This window comes from Roseburia sp. (assembly GCF_041325975.1).
Taxonomy (GTDB): domain Bacteria; phylum Bacillota; class Clostridia; order Lachnospirales; family Lachnospiraceae; genus Roseburia; species Roseburia rectibacter.
The window spans coordinates 568,472-586,906 of sequence record NZ_JBGLEJ010000003.1 but is presented as its reverse complement, the minus strand read 5'-3'; the positions used below and the strand labels follow the sequence as shown (position 1 = coordinate 586,906).

Genomic DNA, 18,435 nt, shown 5'->3' with positions numbered 1-18,435 from the left:
GTGAAAGGTAATATTGTTCACATGCAGAAATGGAGAGTACTATGTTAGACAGTGCGGACGGGGACGCGGATCCTTACCCGAATCAGAATAACAAAATGAAAAGATCAATATTGAAATATGAGAAAGCATAACTGCCGTTTGGAGAGACAAACAGGTGCAGCTATGCTTTTTTGCGTGGAAAGAGAGGAATTATTTTTTTATGGGAAGTGACTCATTGTTTTTTATCATTATTGCGATATGCCTGATCATGTCAGCATATTTTTCGGCGACGGAGACCGCATTTTTGTCGCTGAACCGGATCCGCATGAAAAATATGGCAGACAAAGGAAATAAACGGGCGGCGCTGGTGCTTGAACTGGAAGAAAAGTACGACAACCTGTTGTCAACGATCCTGATCGGAAACAATATTGTAAATATTTTATCTTCCTCCTTAGCAACGATCCTGTTTGTAAAAATGCTTGGGGATGCGAAGGGGGCCAGTGTTTCAACGATCGTTACGACAGTTCTGGTTTTGATCTTTGGTGAGATTTCACCAAAAAGCATTGCAAAAGAATCACCGGACAAATTTGCACTGTTTTCCGCACCGATCATTGCTGTTCTGGTAAAAATCCTGACACCGGTTAATTTTGTGTTTGCACAGTGGAAAAAACTGCTGTCACACATCTTTAAGTCAGAAGAGGAGCCGGGAATCACAGAAGAAGAACTGCTCACCATTGTGGATGAGGCACAGGCAGGCGGCGGTATCGGAGAAGATGAGCGTGTACTGATCCGCAGCGCGATCGAGTTTGATGAGCTGGAGGCAGTGGATATTTACACACCGCGAATTGATATTGTCGGTATCCCGGTGGATATGCCAAAAGATGAGATCGCCAAAATATTTGCGGACACCGGATATTCGAGACTTCCGGTCTATGAGGAAAATATTGACCAGATCATTGGTATTTTATATCAGAAAGATTTTTACAACTTTATTTACCGTTCGGATGTGACGATCCGTGACTCAGTGCGACCGGTTATTTTTACACCGAAAAATAAAAAGATCGATGATCTTTTGCGGGAACTTCAGCAGAAGAAACTGCACATTGCGGTTGCGATGGATGAATACGGCGGAACGGCTGGAATCATTACGCTTGAAGATATTTTAGAGGAACTTGTCGGTGAGATCTGGGATGAGCACGATAAGGTCGAGACAGAAATTGAGCGCATCAGCGACAATGAATATCTGGTTGCCGGAAAAACAAAAGTGGAAAAACTGTTTGAATGTTTAGACCGTGAGGCAGAATTTGATGTGCAGACCGTCAGCGGCTGGGTGATGGAACTGTTTGAATGTATACCGAAAGCCGGAGATTTTCATACGGATGAGGAATTTAAACTTGAGATAGAAGTGACAGAGATGTCCGGCAAACGGATCGAGCAGGTGAGAATATGTGATCTGCGGGAATCAGAAGAGAAAGACGGAAAAGAATAGATCATAGAGAAGAACAAAAAAGATACATAAGATATTTGCCGGATGTGGGAAAGGGGCTGTTGCACTAAGTAATTAGTGCGCAGCTCCTTTTTGCAGTTTATTGTAGTAAACTTATGAATCTGTTCTGACGGTATTTTCAAAGCAGATATCACGATCCACCCATTCCTGTATTTCTTTTTTTACAGTGACTTCAATATTTTGTGCTTTTACGTTTTTGGCATTTTTGACATAAACGCCATGAATCTTACATTCCTGAAAAGAGGGACCACTGCAGGGACGGAAATCATAGCCCTTGATAGGATATTTGGAATTCTTTTCAAGTGTCAGGCGGATATTTTCAAGTGTCAGATCCTCGATAGGAGAGGTGTCTTTTCCGGCAATATAGATACTGCCTTCTCCGGTACAGTACACATTGGTGATGGAAATTCCACGGATTTTGCCGGAAGGGACGTCGTCTTTGCGGTTGATGGAAGCGATATTAATAGGTTCTGCACAGCCCCACCAACATTCGGAGTAATTGTTTGTGTGGATGATGCAGTTTGAAATCAACACATTTTCAATATTACCCTGATCTCTGAGCTGGAAGGAGATACCGCGGTTGGTATCGTAGATACTGCAGCCCGTGATTATAATATCACGGAAATTATTGACACTTTCGGTACCGATCTTGATCGCTGCACTGGTAGAAGCCAGGGTGCAGTTACTGATTACGATATTTTCGCAGTCACCGTACTGGCTGTTTGCTTCGGTGGTCTTTAATACGATGCAGTCATCGGCTGCCTCAATATGACAGTTAGTAATACGGACATGTTTGCAGTGATCCGGGTCAATACCGTCACAGTTCGCCATCATGCGGTTGTTTAAGATGCGGACGCCGCTGATTTCCACTTCTTCGCAGCCCACCAGATGGGTTGTCCAGAAGCCGCTCTTTTGGATCGTTACATTCTGGATGGTCAGATGAGTGCAGTGCTCCATCAGAATCAGAGGGATACGGGGATAGAAAGCGCCGTCAATCTGGTCTTCACGGATCTCACCGTAGTAGATTTCCTCGGAACCATCAATGACACCGCCACCGCTGATGCGTACGCCGTCTGTATCTTTGGAGTAGATAAAGTATTGACGTGGTTTACCGTCGTAATCGCAATTTACAAAAGTGGGGACTTCTACCATGTGGTCGTGTCCATTTTTCGCCAGATCACTAATATAATTATAATCCTGTAAATCTTCGCTCGCTTTTAATGTTGCTCCGGTTTCCACGACCAGTTCCACATGACTCTTTAAAATAATAGATCCGGACAGGTAGATGTGTCCGCTATCCAGCACGACCAGTCCGCCGCCCTGTGCATGGCACAGATCAATCGCTTTTTGTATGATGGGAGCATCGTTGTTTTTTCCATCGCCGGCTGCACCCATTTCTATTATATGATAATTCATATCGGTAACCCCCTTAATGTGTTCTGAAATCTGTCTCTATTCTCCATTTTCAGAGGTTTTTTGTCAATGTGAAAAACCGAGTACGTCTGCCACATTTCCGACATGCTGTGGTTTCTGCAAAAAGGATCAATGTCCTAAGGAGGCAATATAGTCAGTAGGGGTGATGCCGGTCTGTTTTTTGAAGAGTTGGGAGAAATATTGCGGATTGTTTCCGCAGCCAACCTGTTCTGCAATATTTTTTACGGGTTCTTCCGGATTCTGTGCAATGAGTTGTTTTGCTCTGGCAATACGCATTGCAGTGAGATATTGTGAAAACTTCTGTCCGGTTTCTTTATAAAATTTTTTACTGACGTAATCCACATTTATGAACAGATAATTTTCCGCAATCTGTTTCAAGGTCAGGGAAGAATCCTCCAGATGTGTGTCGACATAGGAATAAATCTGGGAGATCATCGGGGAGATACTTGCCTCGGTTTCACGGATGCTGGATAACTCCATGAACTTGTTTACTACCATATCTTTTAGGCTGTCCAGATTTTCTTCGTTTTCCATCTGAGTGAGCCATTCTGCCAGACCTACCGGGGAAAGCATCTGGGAATTGGAAGACATTTTGAGAAACAAACTGCTTACAAGTTGTTTTAGAAAATCAATATTATCAATTCCACGCAGAATCTCAGCCACCTGGTCAGACTTTTCACTGTCTCCTCCGCGAAGCCGCTGATATAACTGCTGGATCTGAAAAATGACGCGGTCATAGTTGCAGATTGCTGTGACATGGAAATGATTGATATAATAAATCATGGGAAAACGCATGATACGGTCTGTGTTATCTGACAGCAGGATTTTTAGAGAGGGATAGTTGGTATCCTGAATTTCAAGGGATACCTTTTGCCCGCTTAAGTGTACGTTTTTCAGGAAATTATGTATGTTTTCACAAAATCCGGAACTATTCTGAAGGAAAAGCAGAAAAGTATTTTTTACATAGATTCCGTAAAAGATTACCTGGGACATCTCTTTTTCCACATAGACTTTTAACTGCTGCAGAAATTCTGGCAGGCTATCAAATTCCAGATAATACACATAAAATAGATGGTACCCTGTGGTATGAAAATCCACATATTGTTCATAGTGCAGGACGATTTCATCTAAGGACTGTTTTTCATTGAGGCAGTCGTTGATGACACTGGAAATGACATTGTGCAGCATGCCATCATAGAGGGTAAACTGTTTTTGCAGCATAGTACGTTCACGCATCATGCGGTCGTGGTCTTTTTTACATTCCAGCACACATTCTAAGATCTGTGTTTCATTGCATGGCTTTAGGAGATACTGCTTGACCCCGTAATGCATGGCTTCTTTGGCATATTCAAATTCACCGTAGCCGGATAAAATGATAAACTGAATCGGGATGTCTGTCTGGTGGACCTCACGGATCAGATCTAAACCACTCATGCCGGGCATGCGGATATCTGTAAGAACGATATCCGGGGATTCATCGAGGATCATGTCATAGGCTTCAATTCCGTTTTTACATAATCCGATCACTTCGATATCATATTTTTTCCAGTCAATAATTTTGGAAATCGTTTCTCTGATAATTCTTTCATCATCAGCAATCAGTAATTTTAACATTTTATTCGCCTTCTTTCTTTCGATAGGGCAGGGTTATGGTAGCAACGGCAAAATCATCTTCATTGGATAAGGTCAGACCGTATTCATCGCCAAACAACAGTTGGATCCGCTGGTCAATATTCAGGAGACCGATGCCAAATCCGTGAGGATTGCGGCTTTTATTGCGCAATTTTTCCAGAAGGTCATCTTCGAAATGGGAGCCCTCATTGCGTATCTGAATCACCATGATGTCATCTGTTACATTGACTTTCAGATAAATGTGGCAGACTTCGGTCATTTCCTCCATGCCATAGTGAATTGCATTTTCCACCAGGGGTTGTATGGTCAACGGAGGAATCATGCCTTCATGAAAGGCGTCCTCTGTGATTACCTGGAATTCCAGCCGTTCCTCAAAGCGGATTTTCTGGATCGTGATATAGGAATCTACCAGTTCCAGCTCGTAGGCAAGTGTTACCAGTGTCTCCTGGGCAGATAAGGATACACGCAGGAGATTTCCGAGAGATTCCACCATCTGGGAGATGACATCATTTCCCATAGCCTTTGCCCGCCAGTTGATCGTCTCCAGGGTGTTGTAGAGAAAATGTGGACTGATCTGGGAACGGAGCGCTTTTAGCTGGGCATCTTTGGTCAGAATCTCATTTACATAATTGACTTTTACCAGATTCTGGATACGCACTGCCATCAGACGGAATTGTCTGTGCAGGGATCCGACCTCAGTAGAGTAGCAGGTATTATCTTCCGCAGGAAGTTCCAGTTCATTTTGGGTAAACAGTTTCATTTTCTGGATCAGGGCGTCAAATTCGTTGATAATTGTGTGAATCAGCCGGTTTGACATATAGAACACCAATAGCATTCCAATGGCGAGAAGAAAGTAGGTCAGGCGTATGGAAGCTCCCAATGCATTGGCAACCTCATCGTAAGGTGCCAGAGTAACATAGCGGTATTCATAATCTGGCAGAGTGCCTCCTACGGCAAAATATTTGTGACCGCCATAGGAGACAATTTTGTAGGAATCCGTAAAATTCGAAATAAGTTCTCTGGCATCTGCATCAGAGAGACTTTTGGAGGCGTAGATCAGGCTTCCGGAATCACTGGCAATGATAAACTGCTGGTTCCTGTATTGGGAGACAAACTGGCTTGCATCGGATACAACCTGTTCGAGATCAACACCAATCACCAGATTACCCAGAGATTCCAGGGAGAGATTACTGATCTGTCTGACATTCCGGCTGAGCAGAATATAGGGCTGACGTTCTCCGTAGGTCCATGTAACAGAACCTTTTGCCTTGAAACCATTTTCCAAAGCGGCATCCAGTAAAAAGGACGGAGTCTTATTTAACAATGCCCAGTTTGTGCTGTTGGTATAAGTGTCACCATAGAGCACTGCATAGGAAATGCCATTAGTCCGAAACAGGGCAGAGTATTCGGTGAGGAGATTGTTGACTGTGCGATTGTATTCTGCCACGGCAATGGAGTCACTTTCAGGAGGCTGGCTGGCAAGTTCTTTCTGGATGACTGAGGAGGAAAGAATCAGAGAGGAAATGTATTCCGCATTTTCTAACTTCTGTGAGATCTGTTTGGAAGTGACGGACAGGCTGCTCGCCATAGACTCAAAAAGTAGTTTATTGTAAGCGTGGGTATAAAGATGATAGCCAAAAGCAGCACACAATAACATGGTAACGCTGTTGAACAAAGCAATGGTAAGTATTTTGTATTTTAGTGACCAGGATGCAAATTTTTTCATAGTTTTTTCCTTAATTTATATCTGAAAAATGCTTTTAAATACATTATACAAATTTAAAAAAAGAATGCAATTCAGTTGAAAAAGGATGTCGGTTTTTTAAACATACATGTCCGTTTTAACTATTAAACGGAGATAAAAGGTGCACTATAATAACACCATCAACAAAGTTCGGTTCACGAATCTAAGGAGGTTATAAGTATGAAAAAGAAATTAGTATGCATCCTTGCAGCAGTCATGGCAGTGACATCTTTTGCAGCATGTGGCAGCAATTCCGGCAATGCCGCTGGAGCTGATACAACCGGGGAAAACGATTCCCAGACTGTTCAGTCAAATGGCGGCAGCAGCGATTCTTCCAGCCTGGTAATGGCATGGTGGGGCAATCAGACCAGAAACGAGCGTACACAGAGTATTCTGGATATGTATGCAGAGGAAAATCCGGGAGTTACGATCGAAGGACAGTTTTCTGAATTTAATGACTACTGGAATAAACTTGCAACTGCAGCAGCAGGACACTCCATGCCGGATATCGTCCAGATGGATTATAAATATTTACAGCAGTATGTAAACAATGGCCTGTTGGTAGATCTGACACCTTATATTGAAGACGGCACCATTGATGTCAGCAACTGCAATCAGGACGTACTGAATTCCGCACAGGCAGACGGTGGTCTGTATGCATTGTGTAACGGCATTAACGCTCCAGCGCTTCTCTATAATAAAACCTTACTGGATGAAAATGGCATTACGGTAAAAGATAACATGACTATGGATGAGTTTATTGCCCTGTCCAAGGAAATCCAGGAGAAGACCGGTTACAAGACGAATCTTTGCTACAACCAGAATGAGCAGTTCCTGGAATATTACCTGCGTGCAGATGATATTGTACTGTATCAGGATGGCAAACTGGGCGGCGATTCGGCAGATCCTTATATAAATTTCTTCAAGCTGTATGAAGATGGTATCAAAGATGGATGGGTAGTAGATCCTTCCGTATTTGCAGAGCGTACCATCGGTTCCGTAGAACAGGATCCTCTGGTATATGGTTCCAGTCCTGAGACAATGTCCTGGTGCTCATTCTCTTATTCGAACCAGTTGACTGCAATCGAAAATGCAGTTCCGGAAGGAACGGAGATCGGTATTACCACATGGCCTTCCAGTGATCCATCCAAATCGGATTACTTAAAACCAAGCCAGTTCTTTGCAATTTCTACCGATTCAAAAAATCCGGCAGAAGCAGCTAAGATCCTGAATTATATTACGAATTCCGTTGACTGCAACAATGTACTTCTTGCAGAAAGAGGTATTCCTCTGTCAAGTGATGTAGCAGAGGCAATTTCTCCAAATCTGGATGAGAGCAGCCAGAAAGTGATTGATTTTATTTACGATGTGGTAGAACCGAATTCCTCTCAGGTAAATCCGCCAAGTGCTGATGGTTCCAGTGAGGTAAATGATCTGATCAACAAGTTTGAAGAGCAGGTATGTTATGGGCAGATGTCTGCAGAAGATGCAGGTCAGCAGTTATTTGAACAGGGTAACGCCATCATGGCATCCAAGGCTTCTGAATAAGCAGAATAGAGGTTTTATATGAAAACGATTCGTAGACTGTTTAACAGTGAACATACAGCAGGAATTATGTTTACGCTTCCATTTACTTTGGGATTCCTCTTTTTTATGCTGGTTCCCATGGGGATTTCTCTTTATTATTCGTTCTGTGATTACGACATTTTGTCAGCACCAAAATTTACAGGACTTCAGAATTACATAACGATGTTTGGCGATGGTACCTTCTGGCAGACCATAAAAGTTACTTTTTTCTTTGCCTTTGTATCTGTTCCGTTAAAACTGGTATTTGCGTTGCTGGTAGCAATGCTGCTTTTAAAAAATTCCAGAATGTCCGGTTTTTACAGAGCTGTCTATTATCTGCCATCCATCATTGGCGGATCCGTAGCAGTGGCAATTCTGTGGAAGCGTATGTTTGCCATTGATGGTGTAGTCAACAAACTTCTGGCAGGCATTGGAATTGACAGCGGTATTTCCTGGCTGGGCAACACCAAGACAGCAATCTGGGTATTGATCCTGTTAGCTGTATGGCAGTTTGGTTCTTCCATGTTGATCTTTCTGTCTTCTTTAAAGCAGATTCCGGCATCTCTCTATGAGGCAGCCATGGTGGATGGGGCAAGTGGTGTGTATCAGTTTTTTAAGATCACACTGCCTCTGCTGACGCCGACAATCTTTTTTAACCTGGTAATGCAGATGATCAATGGATTCCTGGCATTTACCCAGTGTTACATTATTACACAGGGAAAACCTATGAACTCTACCCTGCTCTACACAGTTTATATGTATCAGCAGTCTTTCGAGTTCTATAATACAGGATATGGTGCAGCATTAGCATGGGTAATGCTCCTGCTGATCGGTCTGGTCACACTGTTTCTGTTTGCAACGAAGAAGTTCTGGGTATATGAAGGAGGAGTATAAACATGAAGACGGTAAGTACAGAGAAAAAACATATGGTGGGAACTATAATCTACCATGTAGTGATTTTACTGATTGGTCTGATCATGGTATACCCGCTGGTATGGATGGTTATGAGTTCTTTTAAAGAGACCAATACGATTTTTACCACAGCAGGATCCCTGCTCCCGGAACATTTTACACTGGATAACTATATTAACGGATGGAAGGGTTTTGCAAAGATCACATTTGCAACATTTTTCAAAAACTCTATTCTGATCTCCGTACTAGCAACTTTTGGAACAATTCTTTCTTCGGCAGTGGTAGCCTACGGTTTTGCAAGATTTAAATTCCGGGGCAGAGGGATCTTATTTGCGGCAATGCTTTTGTCCATGATGCTCCCAGCACAGGTACTGATGATACCTCAGTACCTGTGGTATCAGAAACTTGGCTGGGTAGGTTCTTATCTGCCCCTGATCATTCCGTATTTCTTTGCTACGCAGGGATTCTTTGTTTATCTTATGTCTAACTTCATCAGTGGCATTCCGGTGGAACTGGATGAAGCAGCAAAGATTGACGGCTGTTCCTACTGGGGAATTTTTATCAGGGTCATCGTTCCTTTGATTAAGCCGGCAGTAGTGACGGGATGTATTTTCTCCTTTATGTGGAGATGGGATGATTTCCTTTCAGCATTACTTTATGTTAATAAAACGGCAATGTATCCGGTGAGTCTGGCACTGAAACTGTTCTGTGATCCTGGATCTTCATCCGATTATGGTGCAATGTTTGCAATGGCAAGTTTGTCTATTCTTCCGTCCGTATTGATTTTTATTTTCTTCCAGAAATATCTGGTAGAAGGAATCAGTACTTCCGGATTGAAGGGCTGATTGATAAATTAAAAGATTTATATATAGGATGTAAGTGAGAGAAGCTGTGAGAGGCTTAAGAACAGGGGGCTGCCGCACTAGGTAATTAGTGTGCAGCCCCTTCTGGTATTATTCAAAAAAACTGGGGACTAGAACCCCAGTTTTTTTAATTCCTCCGAAAACTCTGCGCGCAGCAGCTTTCTGGAAAGCACAGCCGCATAAAATCCGTCGAGTGCCTGCTCATAAATATGCTGATACTGCACGAAGTGAAAACGGATGGTATCTTTCCAGTTGTCCGCAGTCACCAGACGGTCTTCTTCAAGGTGGTAATCAAAGAGGTTGCTGCGCAGTTCATAAAGTGCTGCATAGCGGAAAGATTCGGATAACAGTGCCAGACAGGTATCGTGGTCCGGCAGTCTGGTGAGTCCGAGTGCACCGAAACGTTTCTGCACGGCAAAGCGGGAAGCCGTTCCGTTTAAAAGCCCCGTAACTTCCGTCGCAAGCAGTGTCTCAAGGTCAGTCTTGTAATAGCCGAGTGTTGCGTCAACAAGCGTGTTGGAAAGTTCCACGAAAAATGGCTGCAGCATACAGTTTTTCGTTTCAAAATATTCATCCATGAAATCGTAAAGTGCTGTGTCGTCGCCGGTGAACTGGTAACTGTCATGGTAGGCGGTGCCAAACTGTGGAAGCAGTGAACCGAGTGCTGACGGATATCTCGTCAGAGCCAGATATAAAACGGCATAAAACTCCGCACCGCTGCCGATCAGCGCATCCAGACGGATATCAGCATCGTCCAATGCAACAGAACCAAGTACCGGATATTTTGTCAGAATCAGGTCATCAATGATGGCAAGCTCATCACCTAATGCAAATTCGTCAAATGCATTCTCTAAGATGCTGATTGCGGTATATAAGAAAAAGGCGTCAAAACTGTCCTCCTCCGGTATCGGACAAAAATAAGGATCCAGAGCCAGATAATCGCTGATCAGGGAAAAGTCGAGTGCATCTTCCATTGGAAATAACGTTTCTTTTATATAAGCGGCAAGTGTATCATCCTCTTTTCCTGCAAAGGATAAAAAGCGATAGACCGTGTAGGTCAAAATACGTTTTACCCCGTACTCCGGGTGTGCGTGCATATAATCCGGAATCAGTTCCGGTGAAAATAACTGGTTCATAATAGTCTCCATTCCTGCCCCCGATTTTGAGGCATCATTAAATTCTATTTGTAAAACATTTACTGCAAAATATCATCTGTCAGAATATTAAGATATTTGTTGCGTTTGACGATTTATTATAGCATTATATAGGAGGGTTGTCACTTGATTTAAAGGGAAACGGATTGTTCTTGTTTTTGCACAAAAAATTGCAATTCCTATCTTGACAATAGGAATTGATGGTGTATAATACTTATATCATATCAACAAACTAGGAAATAAAACGGGCTGATTATGGATACATACAGAATATATGGGTTTTGGCGAGTATGAGTACCGTATAAAATGGATAAGATAAGGACAAAGAAAGGAACGATATCATGGCAAAATTAATTTATTTAGATAATGCAGCAACCACACAGGTATATCAGGAAGTATTAGATGCAATGCTCCCATATTTTACAGAGCATTATGGCAACCCTTCCGCTATTTATTCTTTCGCAGGAGAGAGCAAAAAAGCAGTTGATGAGGCAAGAGCAAATGTTGCAGATCTGATCAATGCAAGACCGGAGGATATCTACTTTACCGGCGGCGGCAGTGAGTCAGACAACTGGGCATTAAAGGCAACTGCAGAGGCATATGAGTCAAAAGGAAAACATATCATCACAAGCAAGATCGAGCATCATGCGATCCTTCATACCTGCGCATACTTAGAGCAGAAAGGTTATGAAGTAACTTATCTGGATGTCGATGAAGACGGAAAGATCAGCCTTGAGGAATTAGAGAAAGCGATCCGCCCGGATACGATCCTGATATCCATTATGTCAGCAAATAATGAGATCGGAACAATCCAGCCGATCAAAGAGATCGGAAAGATCGCACATGATCATGGTGTATTATTCCACACAGATGCAGTTCAGGCATTCGGACATATCCCGATCGACGTGGAAGAGATGAACATTGATATGTTAAGTGCAAGTGGTCATAAGATCAACGGACCAAAGGGTATCGGTGTGATGTATATCCGCAAAGGTGTTAAGATCCGTTCCTTTATCCACGGCGGTGCACAGGAGAGAAAACGTCGTGCCGGTACACATAATGTTCCGGGTATCGTTGGAATCGGTACAGCTGCAAAACTTGCAAAAGAAAATATGGAAGAACGCAGTGCAAAAGAGATCGCATTAAGAGATCATCTGATCGAGCGTATATTAAAAGAAATTCCTTATACCAGATTAAACGGACACCGTACAGACCGTCTGCCGAACAATGCAAACTTCTGCTTCCGTTTCATCGAGGGAGAGTCCATGCTGATTCTCTTAGACCAGGCAGGAATCTGTGGTTCCAGTGGTTCTGCATGTACTTCGGGATCATTAGATCCATCCCATGTACTTCTTGCAATCGGTCTGCCGCATGAGATCGCACATGGTTCCCTGCGTCTGACTTTATCCGAGAAGAACACGATGGAAGAGATCGACTACACAGTAGATGAGTTAAAGAAGATCATTGAGCGTCTGCGCGGCATGTCCCCATTATATGAGGATTTTGTAAAAGAACAGAATAAATAAAATCAGAGCAGATCTGTAAGAGTAAAAAATTTAAATTTGCAAAATGAAAACAAATTGCAAGAGCAAAAAATGGATTTGTATAATTAAAAACAAATTGAGCGTAGAGAGATAAAGAAGGAGAAATCAGATATGTACAGTGAGAAAGTAATGGATCATTTTAATCATCCGAGAAACGTTGGAGAGATGGAGAATCCAAGCGGTGTTGGTACCGTTGGTAATGCAAAATGCGGAGATATCATGCGAATGTATCTTGATATTGATGATAATGGAATCATTAAAGAAGCAAAATTTAAAACTTTCGGATGCGGCGCAGCCGTTGCAACCAGCAGCATGGCAACTGAGCTTGTAAAAGGAAAAACAATCCAGGAAGCACTTGAAGTTACCAACAAAGCAGTTATGGAAGCATTAGACGGACTTCCACCAGTAAAAGTACACTGTTCCCTGCTTGCAGAGGAAGCAATCCATGCAGCACTCTGGGATTATGCAGAGAAGAATGGTATCAAGATTGAAGGCTTAGAGCGTCCGGTAAATGATATCAGTGAAAAAGAAGAGGAAGAAGAATACTAATTATATTAAATGAAGGGGAAGTGATCTATGGGCAAAAAACATTTGAGCGAAAGAAATCTGGGTTTTGAAACATTACAGTTACATGTAGGACAGGAGGAAGCAGATCCGGTTACTGATGCAAGAGCAGTACCGATCTATGCGACATCTTCTTATGTATTCCATAACAGCCAGCATGCTGCAGACCGTTTTGGCTTAAAAGATGCAGGTAATATCTATGGAAGACTTACCAATCCGACCGAGGATGTATTTGAAAAGAGAATCGCAGCATTAGAGGGTGGTGTTGCAGCACTTGCAGTAGCATCCGGTGCAGCAGCGATCACATATACGATCGAGAACCTTGCACATGCCGGTGATCATATCGTTGCAGCAAACAATATTTACGGTGGTTCTTACAACCTGTTAGAGCATACACTGCCGGATTACGGAATCACAACAACATTCGTTGATCCGCTTGATGTTTCAAACTTTGAAAAAGCGATTCAGGACAATACAAAAGCACTTTACATAGAAACATTCGGAAATCCAAACTCAGATGTCAGCGACATTGAGGCAATCGCAAAGATCGCCCATGCACATAAAATACCACTTGTTGTGGACAATACATTTGCAACCCCGTATCTGCTTCGCCCGATCGAATACGGTGCAGACATCGTTGTTCATTCTGCAACAAAATTCATCGGTGGTCATGGAACTGCAATCGGTGGTGTTATTGTAGACAGCGGAAAGTTTGACTGGGAGGCATCCGGCAAGTTCCCTGCTATCACGGAACCAAATCCGAGCTACCATGGAATCAGCTTTTCACAGGCAGCAGGACCGGAAGCATTCGTTACAAGAATCCGTGCGATCTTACTTCGTGATACCGGAGCAACGATCTCGCCATTCCATGCATTTATGTTTTTACAGGGACTTGAGACACTGTCCTTGCGTGTAGAACGTCATGTCGAAAATGCATTAAAGGTTGTAGAGTATTTAAACAATCATCCGCAGGTGGAGAAGGTACATCACCCGTCCGTTACACAGGATAAAGAGCAGCAGGAGCTGTACAAAAAATACTTCCCGAACGGTGGCGGTTCTATCTTTACCTTTGAGATCAAAGGGGATGAGCAGACGGCAAAAGATTTTATTGATAATCTTGAGATCTTTTCCTTACTTGCAAACGTGGCAGATGTAAAATCACTTGTCATTCATCCGGCTTCTACCACACATGCACAGTTAAATGAGGCAGAACTGGCAGAGCAGGGAATTTACCCGAACACGATCCGCCTTTCCATCGGAACAGAGAATATCAAGGATATCATTGAAGACCTTGATGAGGCATTTAAGGCAATAAAGTAACAAGTAGTTTTTATCAGCCGGAGTTTTAAAGTATCTATTGTAAATTTCGGAAACAGCAGCATTCAAATAACAGATTCATGCAAAACAGCACAGAAAAGGAGACATTATTATGGCAAACGTATACCAGAGTGCAACAGATTTAATTGGAAAAACACCTTTATTAGAAGTAACAAAATTAGAGAAAAACAAAGGACTTGAGGCAAAAGTTCTTGTAAAACTTGAGTATTTTAATACATCAGGAAGTGTCAAAGACCGTGCTGCATATTACATGGTAAAAGATGCAGAGGAAAAAGGACTTTTAAAAGAAGGTTCTGTTATCATTGAGCCAACATCCGGAAATACAGGAATCGGTCTTGCTTCTATCGCAGCAGCAAAAGGTTACCGCATCATTTTAACAATGCCTGAGACCATGAGCGTTGAGCGCCGAAACATATTAAAAGCATACGGTGCAGAGATCGTTTTAACAGAGGGTGCAAAGGGAATGAAAGGTGCGATCGCAAAAGCAGAAGAACTTGCAAAAGAGATTCCTGGAAGTTTTATCCCATCCCAGTTTACAAACCCGGCAAACGTACAGGCTCACTTTGAGACAACAGGACCGGAGATCTGGGCAGATACAGACGGTAAAGTAGATATATTCGTTGCAGGTGTTGGTACCGGTGGAACAGTTACCGGTGTTGGTCAGTACTTAAAATCCCAGAATAAAGATGTAAAGGTTGTAGCAGTTGAGCCTGAGACATCTCCGGTTCTTTCCAAAGGAACTGCAGGTCCTCATAAGATTCAGGGAATCGGTGCAGGATTTGTTCCGGAAGTATTAGATACCAAAATTTATGATGAGGTATTCCCGGTAGCAAACGAAGATGCATTTGCAACCGGAAAAGAACTTGCAAAAGCAGAGGGTGTATTAGTCGGAATTTCTTCCGGCGCAGCATTATATGCTGCGATCGAGCTTGCAAAACGCCCGGAAAACAAAGGAAAAACAATCGTTGCCCTTCTTCCGGACAGTGGTGACCGCTACTACTCTACAGCATTATTTGCTGACTAAGCCGATTTTATCAATTGTCAGTCAGAGAATTAAGATTTGCTGTTTAAGTTCAATCATAATAAAAGCTGTCAGATGACAAATGGCAGCCTGCAATAGAATCATAGACAAAAAGCCACACTGCTGATTTAATGTTAATTTAGTGACATTGAACCGGCAGTGTGGCTTTTTTGGATATATGTTTTAGAAAAAGCCGGACAAATGCTGGTTTGTTGAGATATGTGTCGCCCGTCCAAATGGTGAGTCGTAGGTTTGTGAATGGCATCTTGCGCAAGCCGGAGTTAATTTTGGTTCCGTTGTACGAAAATAAGAAAAGTCTAAGTGTGTCTGGGTTAGATTTTCTCGGAGTGACGTGACCGGCAACAACGAGTCATCCATGACTCGATGCTGCCTTGTTCTGCCATCCGTGGCAGAACATCACTGTGTACCTATAGACACACTAAGATTTTCTAATTTTCTCCCAAAGTCACAAAATTACTTCGGCTTTGCGCAAGATGCCAGCCGCCAGGTTATGAAACACCATTTGGGTGGGCGGTTCATCTCAAAATCGGGGGCGCGGGTGTGAATTTTTGACATTTGCACGAATGGAAATATGCTTAAAATCCTAATGTGCTGTATCATTGATATTCAGCTTAATGACTTCCCAGAATTTTTATATGCTACATTGTATTACATGAATTATTTCGTAAAATGCCAGACCAAATAACACAGAATATTTTTTTCAAATGTGTATGGTAATAAACATAGGCATAACGGGATACATTGAGGTTTTTCCAGTATTATCAAGCCAATAATAATCTATTAAACATAGTTATTTGGAAATATTTTTTTATCAGATTCAGACACAAAACACTAAAAATTTACGCACTTCCAAGGGTGTAAAATGAGTTCTCCAGCGAAGGGTGGTTCACAACCTTGTGGCTGGCAAATCGCATTAAGCTGGGACTCGTTTTGTGACTTTGGGAGAAAATTAGGCAATCTTAGTCTGCCTGTTCGTAACACAGTGTTGTGCTGCCACGGACGGCAGCACAAGTCTTAATGCCCCCGGACGGGGCGTTTAAGACGCACACGTCACTCCGAGAAACATTAAATCAGGCTGACTTAGACTTGCCTTATTTTCGGACAACGGAAACAAAACATTCCCGGCTTGATGCAATTTGCCAATCGTAAACCCCCGGAACCACCCTACACGAGGAAACTCATGTCACCCGCAAACCAGCATTTGGCGAGCAGCTCATCAGATGATTTCAGAAAAGAAGGTTTTTATTTTAATGTAAATGTGCTAAAATGATGTTTAATACAAAATATTTTGCCGCATAAAGAAAGCATTTATGGCATAAAGTGAGGACACAGATGGAAACAAAAAGACAGGATAACGAGACAAATATAGAGGAAAAACAGAAAAGTTCGGGTGCAGCACGGGAAATCCTAAGCTGGGTTCTGACTTTCGCATTAGCAATCGGAGCGGCATTTCTGATCAAAAATTATCTGATCATCAATGCGGATGTGCCGACAGGATCAATGGAAAATACGATCATGCCGGGAGACCGTCTGATCGGAAACCGTCTGGCATTTTTAAAGAGCACACCGGAGCGCGGGGATGTTGTGATCTTCCATTATCCGGATGACGAGGAAGAACTTTATGTAAAAAGGGTCATTGGACTGCCGGGAGAGGAAGTCCGCATCGAGGACGGAAAGATTTATATTGATGGAGATGAGACACCGCTTGAGGAAGATTATTTAAAAGAAGAATGGACAGTGGCGACGGGACCATATTTATTTGAAGTGCCGGATGACTGCTATCTGGTTCTTGGAGATAACCGTAATGATTCTTGGGATGCGCGTTACTGGGATAATAAATATGTAAGCATTGATAAGATACTCGGTAAGGGTGAAGTCATTTACTGGCCGCTGCAGGATATCAGAAAAATTAAGTAGAAAATTTATAAAAAAGAGTTTGACAGACAGAGGGTAAACATCAGGTGCAGGGGGGCAGACATGATAACATTTCTTTCAAAGTTTTTTATCAGGGAAAAAGAGGATAAAGCGAAAATCAGGCAGGAGTACGGAATGCTTTGTGGTATGGTGGGGATTTTTTTAAACATCCTGCTTTTCTGTGGTAAATTTTTGGCAGGGACGATCAGCCGCTCGATCGCTGTAACTGCAGATGCATTTAACAACCTGTCTGATGCAGGATCTTCGGCAGTCACACTGATCGGATTTAAGTTAGCCGGGGCAAAACCGGACCCGGAGCATCCGTTCGGACATGGACGGATTGAATATGTGTCGGGACTGGTCGTTGCGGCAGCTATCCTTCTGATGGCATATGAGCTGATCCGTGATTCGCTGGTAAAGATCATTCATCCGGAAGAAACCGAGTTTTCCGTAATGGTGGTTGTGATCCTTATTGTTTCGATTCTCGTAAAATTGTATATGTATCTTTATAACAGCGGGGTGGCAAAAAAGATTGATTCTGCGGCAATGAAGGCAACAGCAACCGACAGCCTGAGTGATACCTGTGCAACGGCAGTGGTACTTGCAGCAACTTTGATCGGACATTTTACAGGGCTTTATGTGGACGGCTATTGTGGTGTGCTGGTGGGTGTATTTATCTTGTGTGCAGGCATTGGTGCAGCAAAAGATACGTTAAATCCACTTTTGGGACAGCCGCCGGAAGAGGAATTTGTACAGAAAATTGATCAGATCGTAATGGCACATGAGGAGATATGCGGGATTCATGATCTGATCGTGCATGATTATGGTCCTGGAAGACAGATGGTGTCGCTGCATGCGGAAGTTCCGGCAGAGGGAAATATCTTAGAGATACATGATATTATTGATAATGTTGAAAATGAATTAAAAGAAAAGTTAGGCTGTGATGCGACGATACATATGGATCCGATCGTGACATCAGATGAACATGTCAGTGAGATGAAAGCTGCAGTGACATCCATTATCAAGGGAATCGATGAGCAGATCAATATGCATGATTTCCGTGTTGTGACGGGGCTTACACATACGAATATTATTTTTGATGTTCTGATACCATATAAATTTCATATACAGGATGACGAGCTGGTTGCACGCATTACATCGCAGGTGAGAGATCGTCTTGGAAATAACTATTATGTCATTATAAAAGTCGATCATTCTTATGTATAAAAGAGCAGGGTAATT

The 18,435-nt window shown here is 42.6% G+C and carries 14 protein-coding genes; 10 read left to right on the top strand and 4 right to left on the bottom strand.

Going from position 1 to position 18,435, the window contains the following annotated elements:
• The first annotated feature begins 199 nt into the window (after positions 1-199).
• On the top strand, positions 200-1,468 hold the full coding sequence (locus ACDD58_RS03295) for an HlyC/CorC family transporter (RefSeq protein WP_186899243.1): 1,269 nt from the start codon (positions 200-202) through the stop codon (positions 1,466-1,468).
• Between the two features lie 111 nt (positions 1,469-1,579).
• Here the strand turns inward: ACDD58_RS03295 and ACDD58_RS03290 are convergent, their stop codons facing one another.
• The 3 genes from ACDD58_RS03290 to ACDD58_RS03280 all read right to left on the bottom strand — a co-directional run bounded on the left by ACDD58_RS03290 (position 1,580) and on the right by ACDD58_RS03280 (position 6,278).
• Positions 1,580-2,902: a glycoside hydrolase family 28 protein gene (locus ACDD58_RS03290; protein ID WP_186899242.1), complete on the bottom strand. Its 1,323-nt coding sequence runs from the start codon at positions 2,900-2,902 to the stop codon at positions 1,580-1,582.
• A gap of 126 nt (positions 2,903-3,028) precedes the next feature.
• A complete protein-coding gene (locus ACDD58_RS03285; RefSeq protein WP_370775725.1) occupies positions 3,029-4,534 on the bottom strand; it encodes a response regulator in 1,506 nt (501 codons plus the stop codon).
• 1 nt (position 4,535) lies between these two features.
• Positions 4,536-6,278, bottom strand: coding sequence for a sensor histidine kinase (locus ACDD58_RS03280; protein WP_186899240.1), 1,743 nt, complete (start codon positions 6,276-6,278; stop codon positions 4,536-4,538).
• A 198-nt stretch (positions 6,279-6,476) separates the two neighbouring features.
• Between ACDD58_RS03280 and ACDD58_RS03275 the strand changes: the two genes are divergently transcribed.
• Genes ACDD58_RS03275 through ACDD58_RS03265 form a run of 3 tightly spaced genes read left to right on the top strand, consistent with a single transcriptional unit; the run spans position 6,477 to position 9,619 of the window.
• Positions 6,477-7,844, top strand: a complete 1,368-nt coding sequence (locus ACDD58_RS03275) for an ABC transporter substrate-binding protein (RefSeq protein ID WP_370775723.1) — start codon at positions 6,477-6,479, stop codon at positions 7,842-7,844.
• A gap of 18 nt (positions 7,845-7,862) precedes the next feature.
• Positions 7,863-8,756, top strand: coding sequence for a carbohydrate ABC transporter permease (locus ACDD58_RS03270; RefSeq protein ID WP_186899238.1), 894 nt, complete (start codon positions 7,863-7,865; stop codon positions 8,754-8,756).
• Between the two features lie 32 nt (positions 8,757-8,788).
• Positions 8,789-9,619 carry a carbohydrate ABC transporter permease gene (locus tag ACDD58_RS03265; RefSeq protein ID WP_370775769.1) on the top strand — a complete coding sequence of 277 codons (831 nt, stop codon included), beginning with the start codon at positions 8,789-8,791 and terminating at the stop codon, positions 9,617-9,619.
• A gap of 128 nt (positions 9,620-9,747) precedes the next feature.
• Here the strand turns inward: ACDD58_RS03265 and ACDD58_RS03260 are convergent, their stop codons facing one another.
• On the bottom strand, positions 9,748-10,773 hold the full coding sequence (locus ACDD58_RS03260) for a hypothetical protein (RefSeq protein WP_243244879.1): 1,026 nt from the start codon (positions 10,771-10,773) through the stop codon (positions 9,748-9,750).
• A 359-nt stretch (positions 10,774-11,132) separates the two neighbouring features.
• On the opposite strand from ACDD58_RS03260, the gene nifS reads away from it, so the two are divergent.
• The 6 genes from nifS (at position 11,133) to ACDD58_RS03230 (ending at position 18,420) form a co-directional block, all read left to right on the top strand.
• Entirely contained in the window at positions 11,133-12,317 is a 1,185-nt protein-coding gene (gene nifS, locus ACDD58_RS03255; RefSeq protein WP_118210092.1) for a cysteine desulfurase NifS, read from the top strand.
• Between the two features lie 129 nt (positions 12,318-12,446).
• Positions 12,447-12,884 carry a Fe-S cluster assembly scaffold protein NifU gene (nifU, locus tag ACDD58_RS03250; RefSeq protein WP_117922078.1) on the top strand — a complete coding sequence of 146 codons (438 nt, stop codon included), beginning with the start codon at positions 12,447-12,449 and terminating at the stop codon, positions 12,882-12,884.
• Positions 12,885-12,911: 27 nt separating this feature from the next.
• A complete protein-coding gene (locus tag ACDD58_RS03245; protein ID WP_370775718.1) occupies positions 12,912-14,219 on the top strand; it encodes an O-acetylhomoserine aminocarboxypropyltransferase/cysteine synthase family protein in 1,308 nt (435 codons plus the stop codon).
• Positions 14,220-14,328: 109 nt separating this feature from the next.
• Positions 14,329-15,261: a cysteine synthase A gene (gene cysK, locus ACDD58_RS03240; protein WP_117922080.1), complete on the top strand. Its 933-nt coding sequence runs from the start codon at positions 14,329-14,331 to the stop codon at positions 15,259-15,261.
• 1,350 nt (positions 15,262-16,611) lie between these two features.
• Entirely contained in the window at positions 16,612-17,196 is a 585-nt protein-coding gene (lepB, locus tag ACDD58_RS03235) for a signal peptidase I (RefSeq protein WP_117920686.1), read from the top strand.
• 60 nt (positions 17,197-17,256) lie between these two features.
• On the top strand, positions 17,257-18,420 hold the full coding sequence (locus tag ACDD58_RS03230; protein WP_370775712.1) for a cation diffusion facilitator family transporter: 1,164 nt from the start codon (positions 17,257-17,259) through the stop codon (positions 18,418-18,420).
• Positions 18,421-18,435 lie beyond the last annotated feature (15 nt).

Excerpts from the sequence above, each read along its gene's own strand:
- ACDD58_RS03230 (WP_370775712.1), top strand. The coding sequence starts at position 17,257 with ATGATAACATTTCTTTCAAAGTTTTTTATCAGGGAAAAAGAGGATAAA.
- ACDD58_RS03245 (WP_370775718.1), top strand. The coding sequence starts at position 12,912 with ATGGGCAAAAAACATTTGAGCGAAAGAAATCTGGGTTTTGAAACATTA.
- nifU (WP_117922078.1), top strand. The coding sequence starts at position 12,447 with ATGTACAGTGAGAAAGTAATGGATCATTTTAATCATCCGAGAAACGTT.
- nifS (WP_118210092.1), top strand. The coding sequence starts at position 11,133 with ATGGCAAAATTAATTTATTTAGATAATGCAGCAACCACACAGGTATAT.
- ACDD58_RS03260 (WP_243244879.1), bottom strand. The coding sequence starts at position 10,773 with ATGAACCAGTTATTTTCACCGGAACTGATTCCGGATTATATGCACGCA.
- ACDD58_RS03295 (WP_186899243.1), top strand. The coding sequence starts at position 200 with ATGGGAAGTGACTCATTGTTTTTTATCATTATTGCGATATGCCTGATC.
- cysK (WP_117922080.1), top strand. The coding sequence starts at position 14,329 with ATGGCAAACGTATACCAGAGTGCAACAGATTTAATTGGAAAAACACCT.
- ACDD58_RS03290 (WP_186899242.1), bottom strand. The coding sequence starts at position 2,902 with ATGAATTATCATATAATAGAAATGGGTGCAGCCGGCGATGGAAAAAAC.
- lepB (WP_117920686.1), top strand. The coding sequence starts at position 16,612 with ATGGAAACAAAAAGACAGGATAACGAGACAAATATAGAGGAAAAACAG.
- ACDD58_RS03270 (WP_186899238.1), top strand. The coding sequence starts at position 7,863 with ATGAAAACGATTCGTAGACTGTTTAACAGTGAACATACAGCAGGAATT.
- ACDD58_RS03280 (WP_186899240.1), bottom strand. The coding sequence starts at position 6,278 with ATGAAAAAATTTGCATCCTGGTCACTAAAATACAAAATACTTACCATT.
- ACDD58_RS03265 (WP_370775769.1), top strand. The coding sequence starts at position 8,789 with ATGGTGGGAACTATAATCTACCATGTAGTGATTTTACTGATTGGTCTG.
- ACDD58_RS03285 (WP_370775725.1), bottom strand. The coding sequence starts at position 4,534 with ATGTTAAAATTACTGATTGCTGATGATGAAAGAATTATCAGAGAAACG.
- ACDD58_RS03275 (WP_370775723.1), top strand. The coding sequence starts at position 6,477 with ATGAAAAAGAAATTAGTATGCATCCTTGCAGCAGTCATGGCAGTGACA.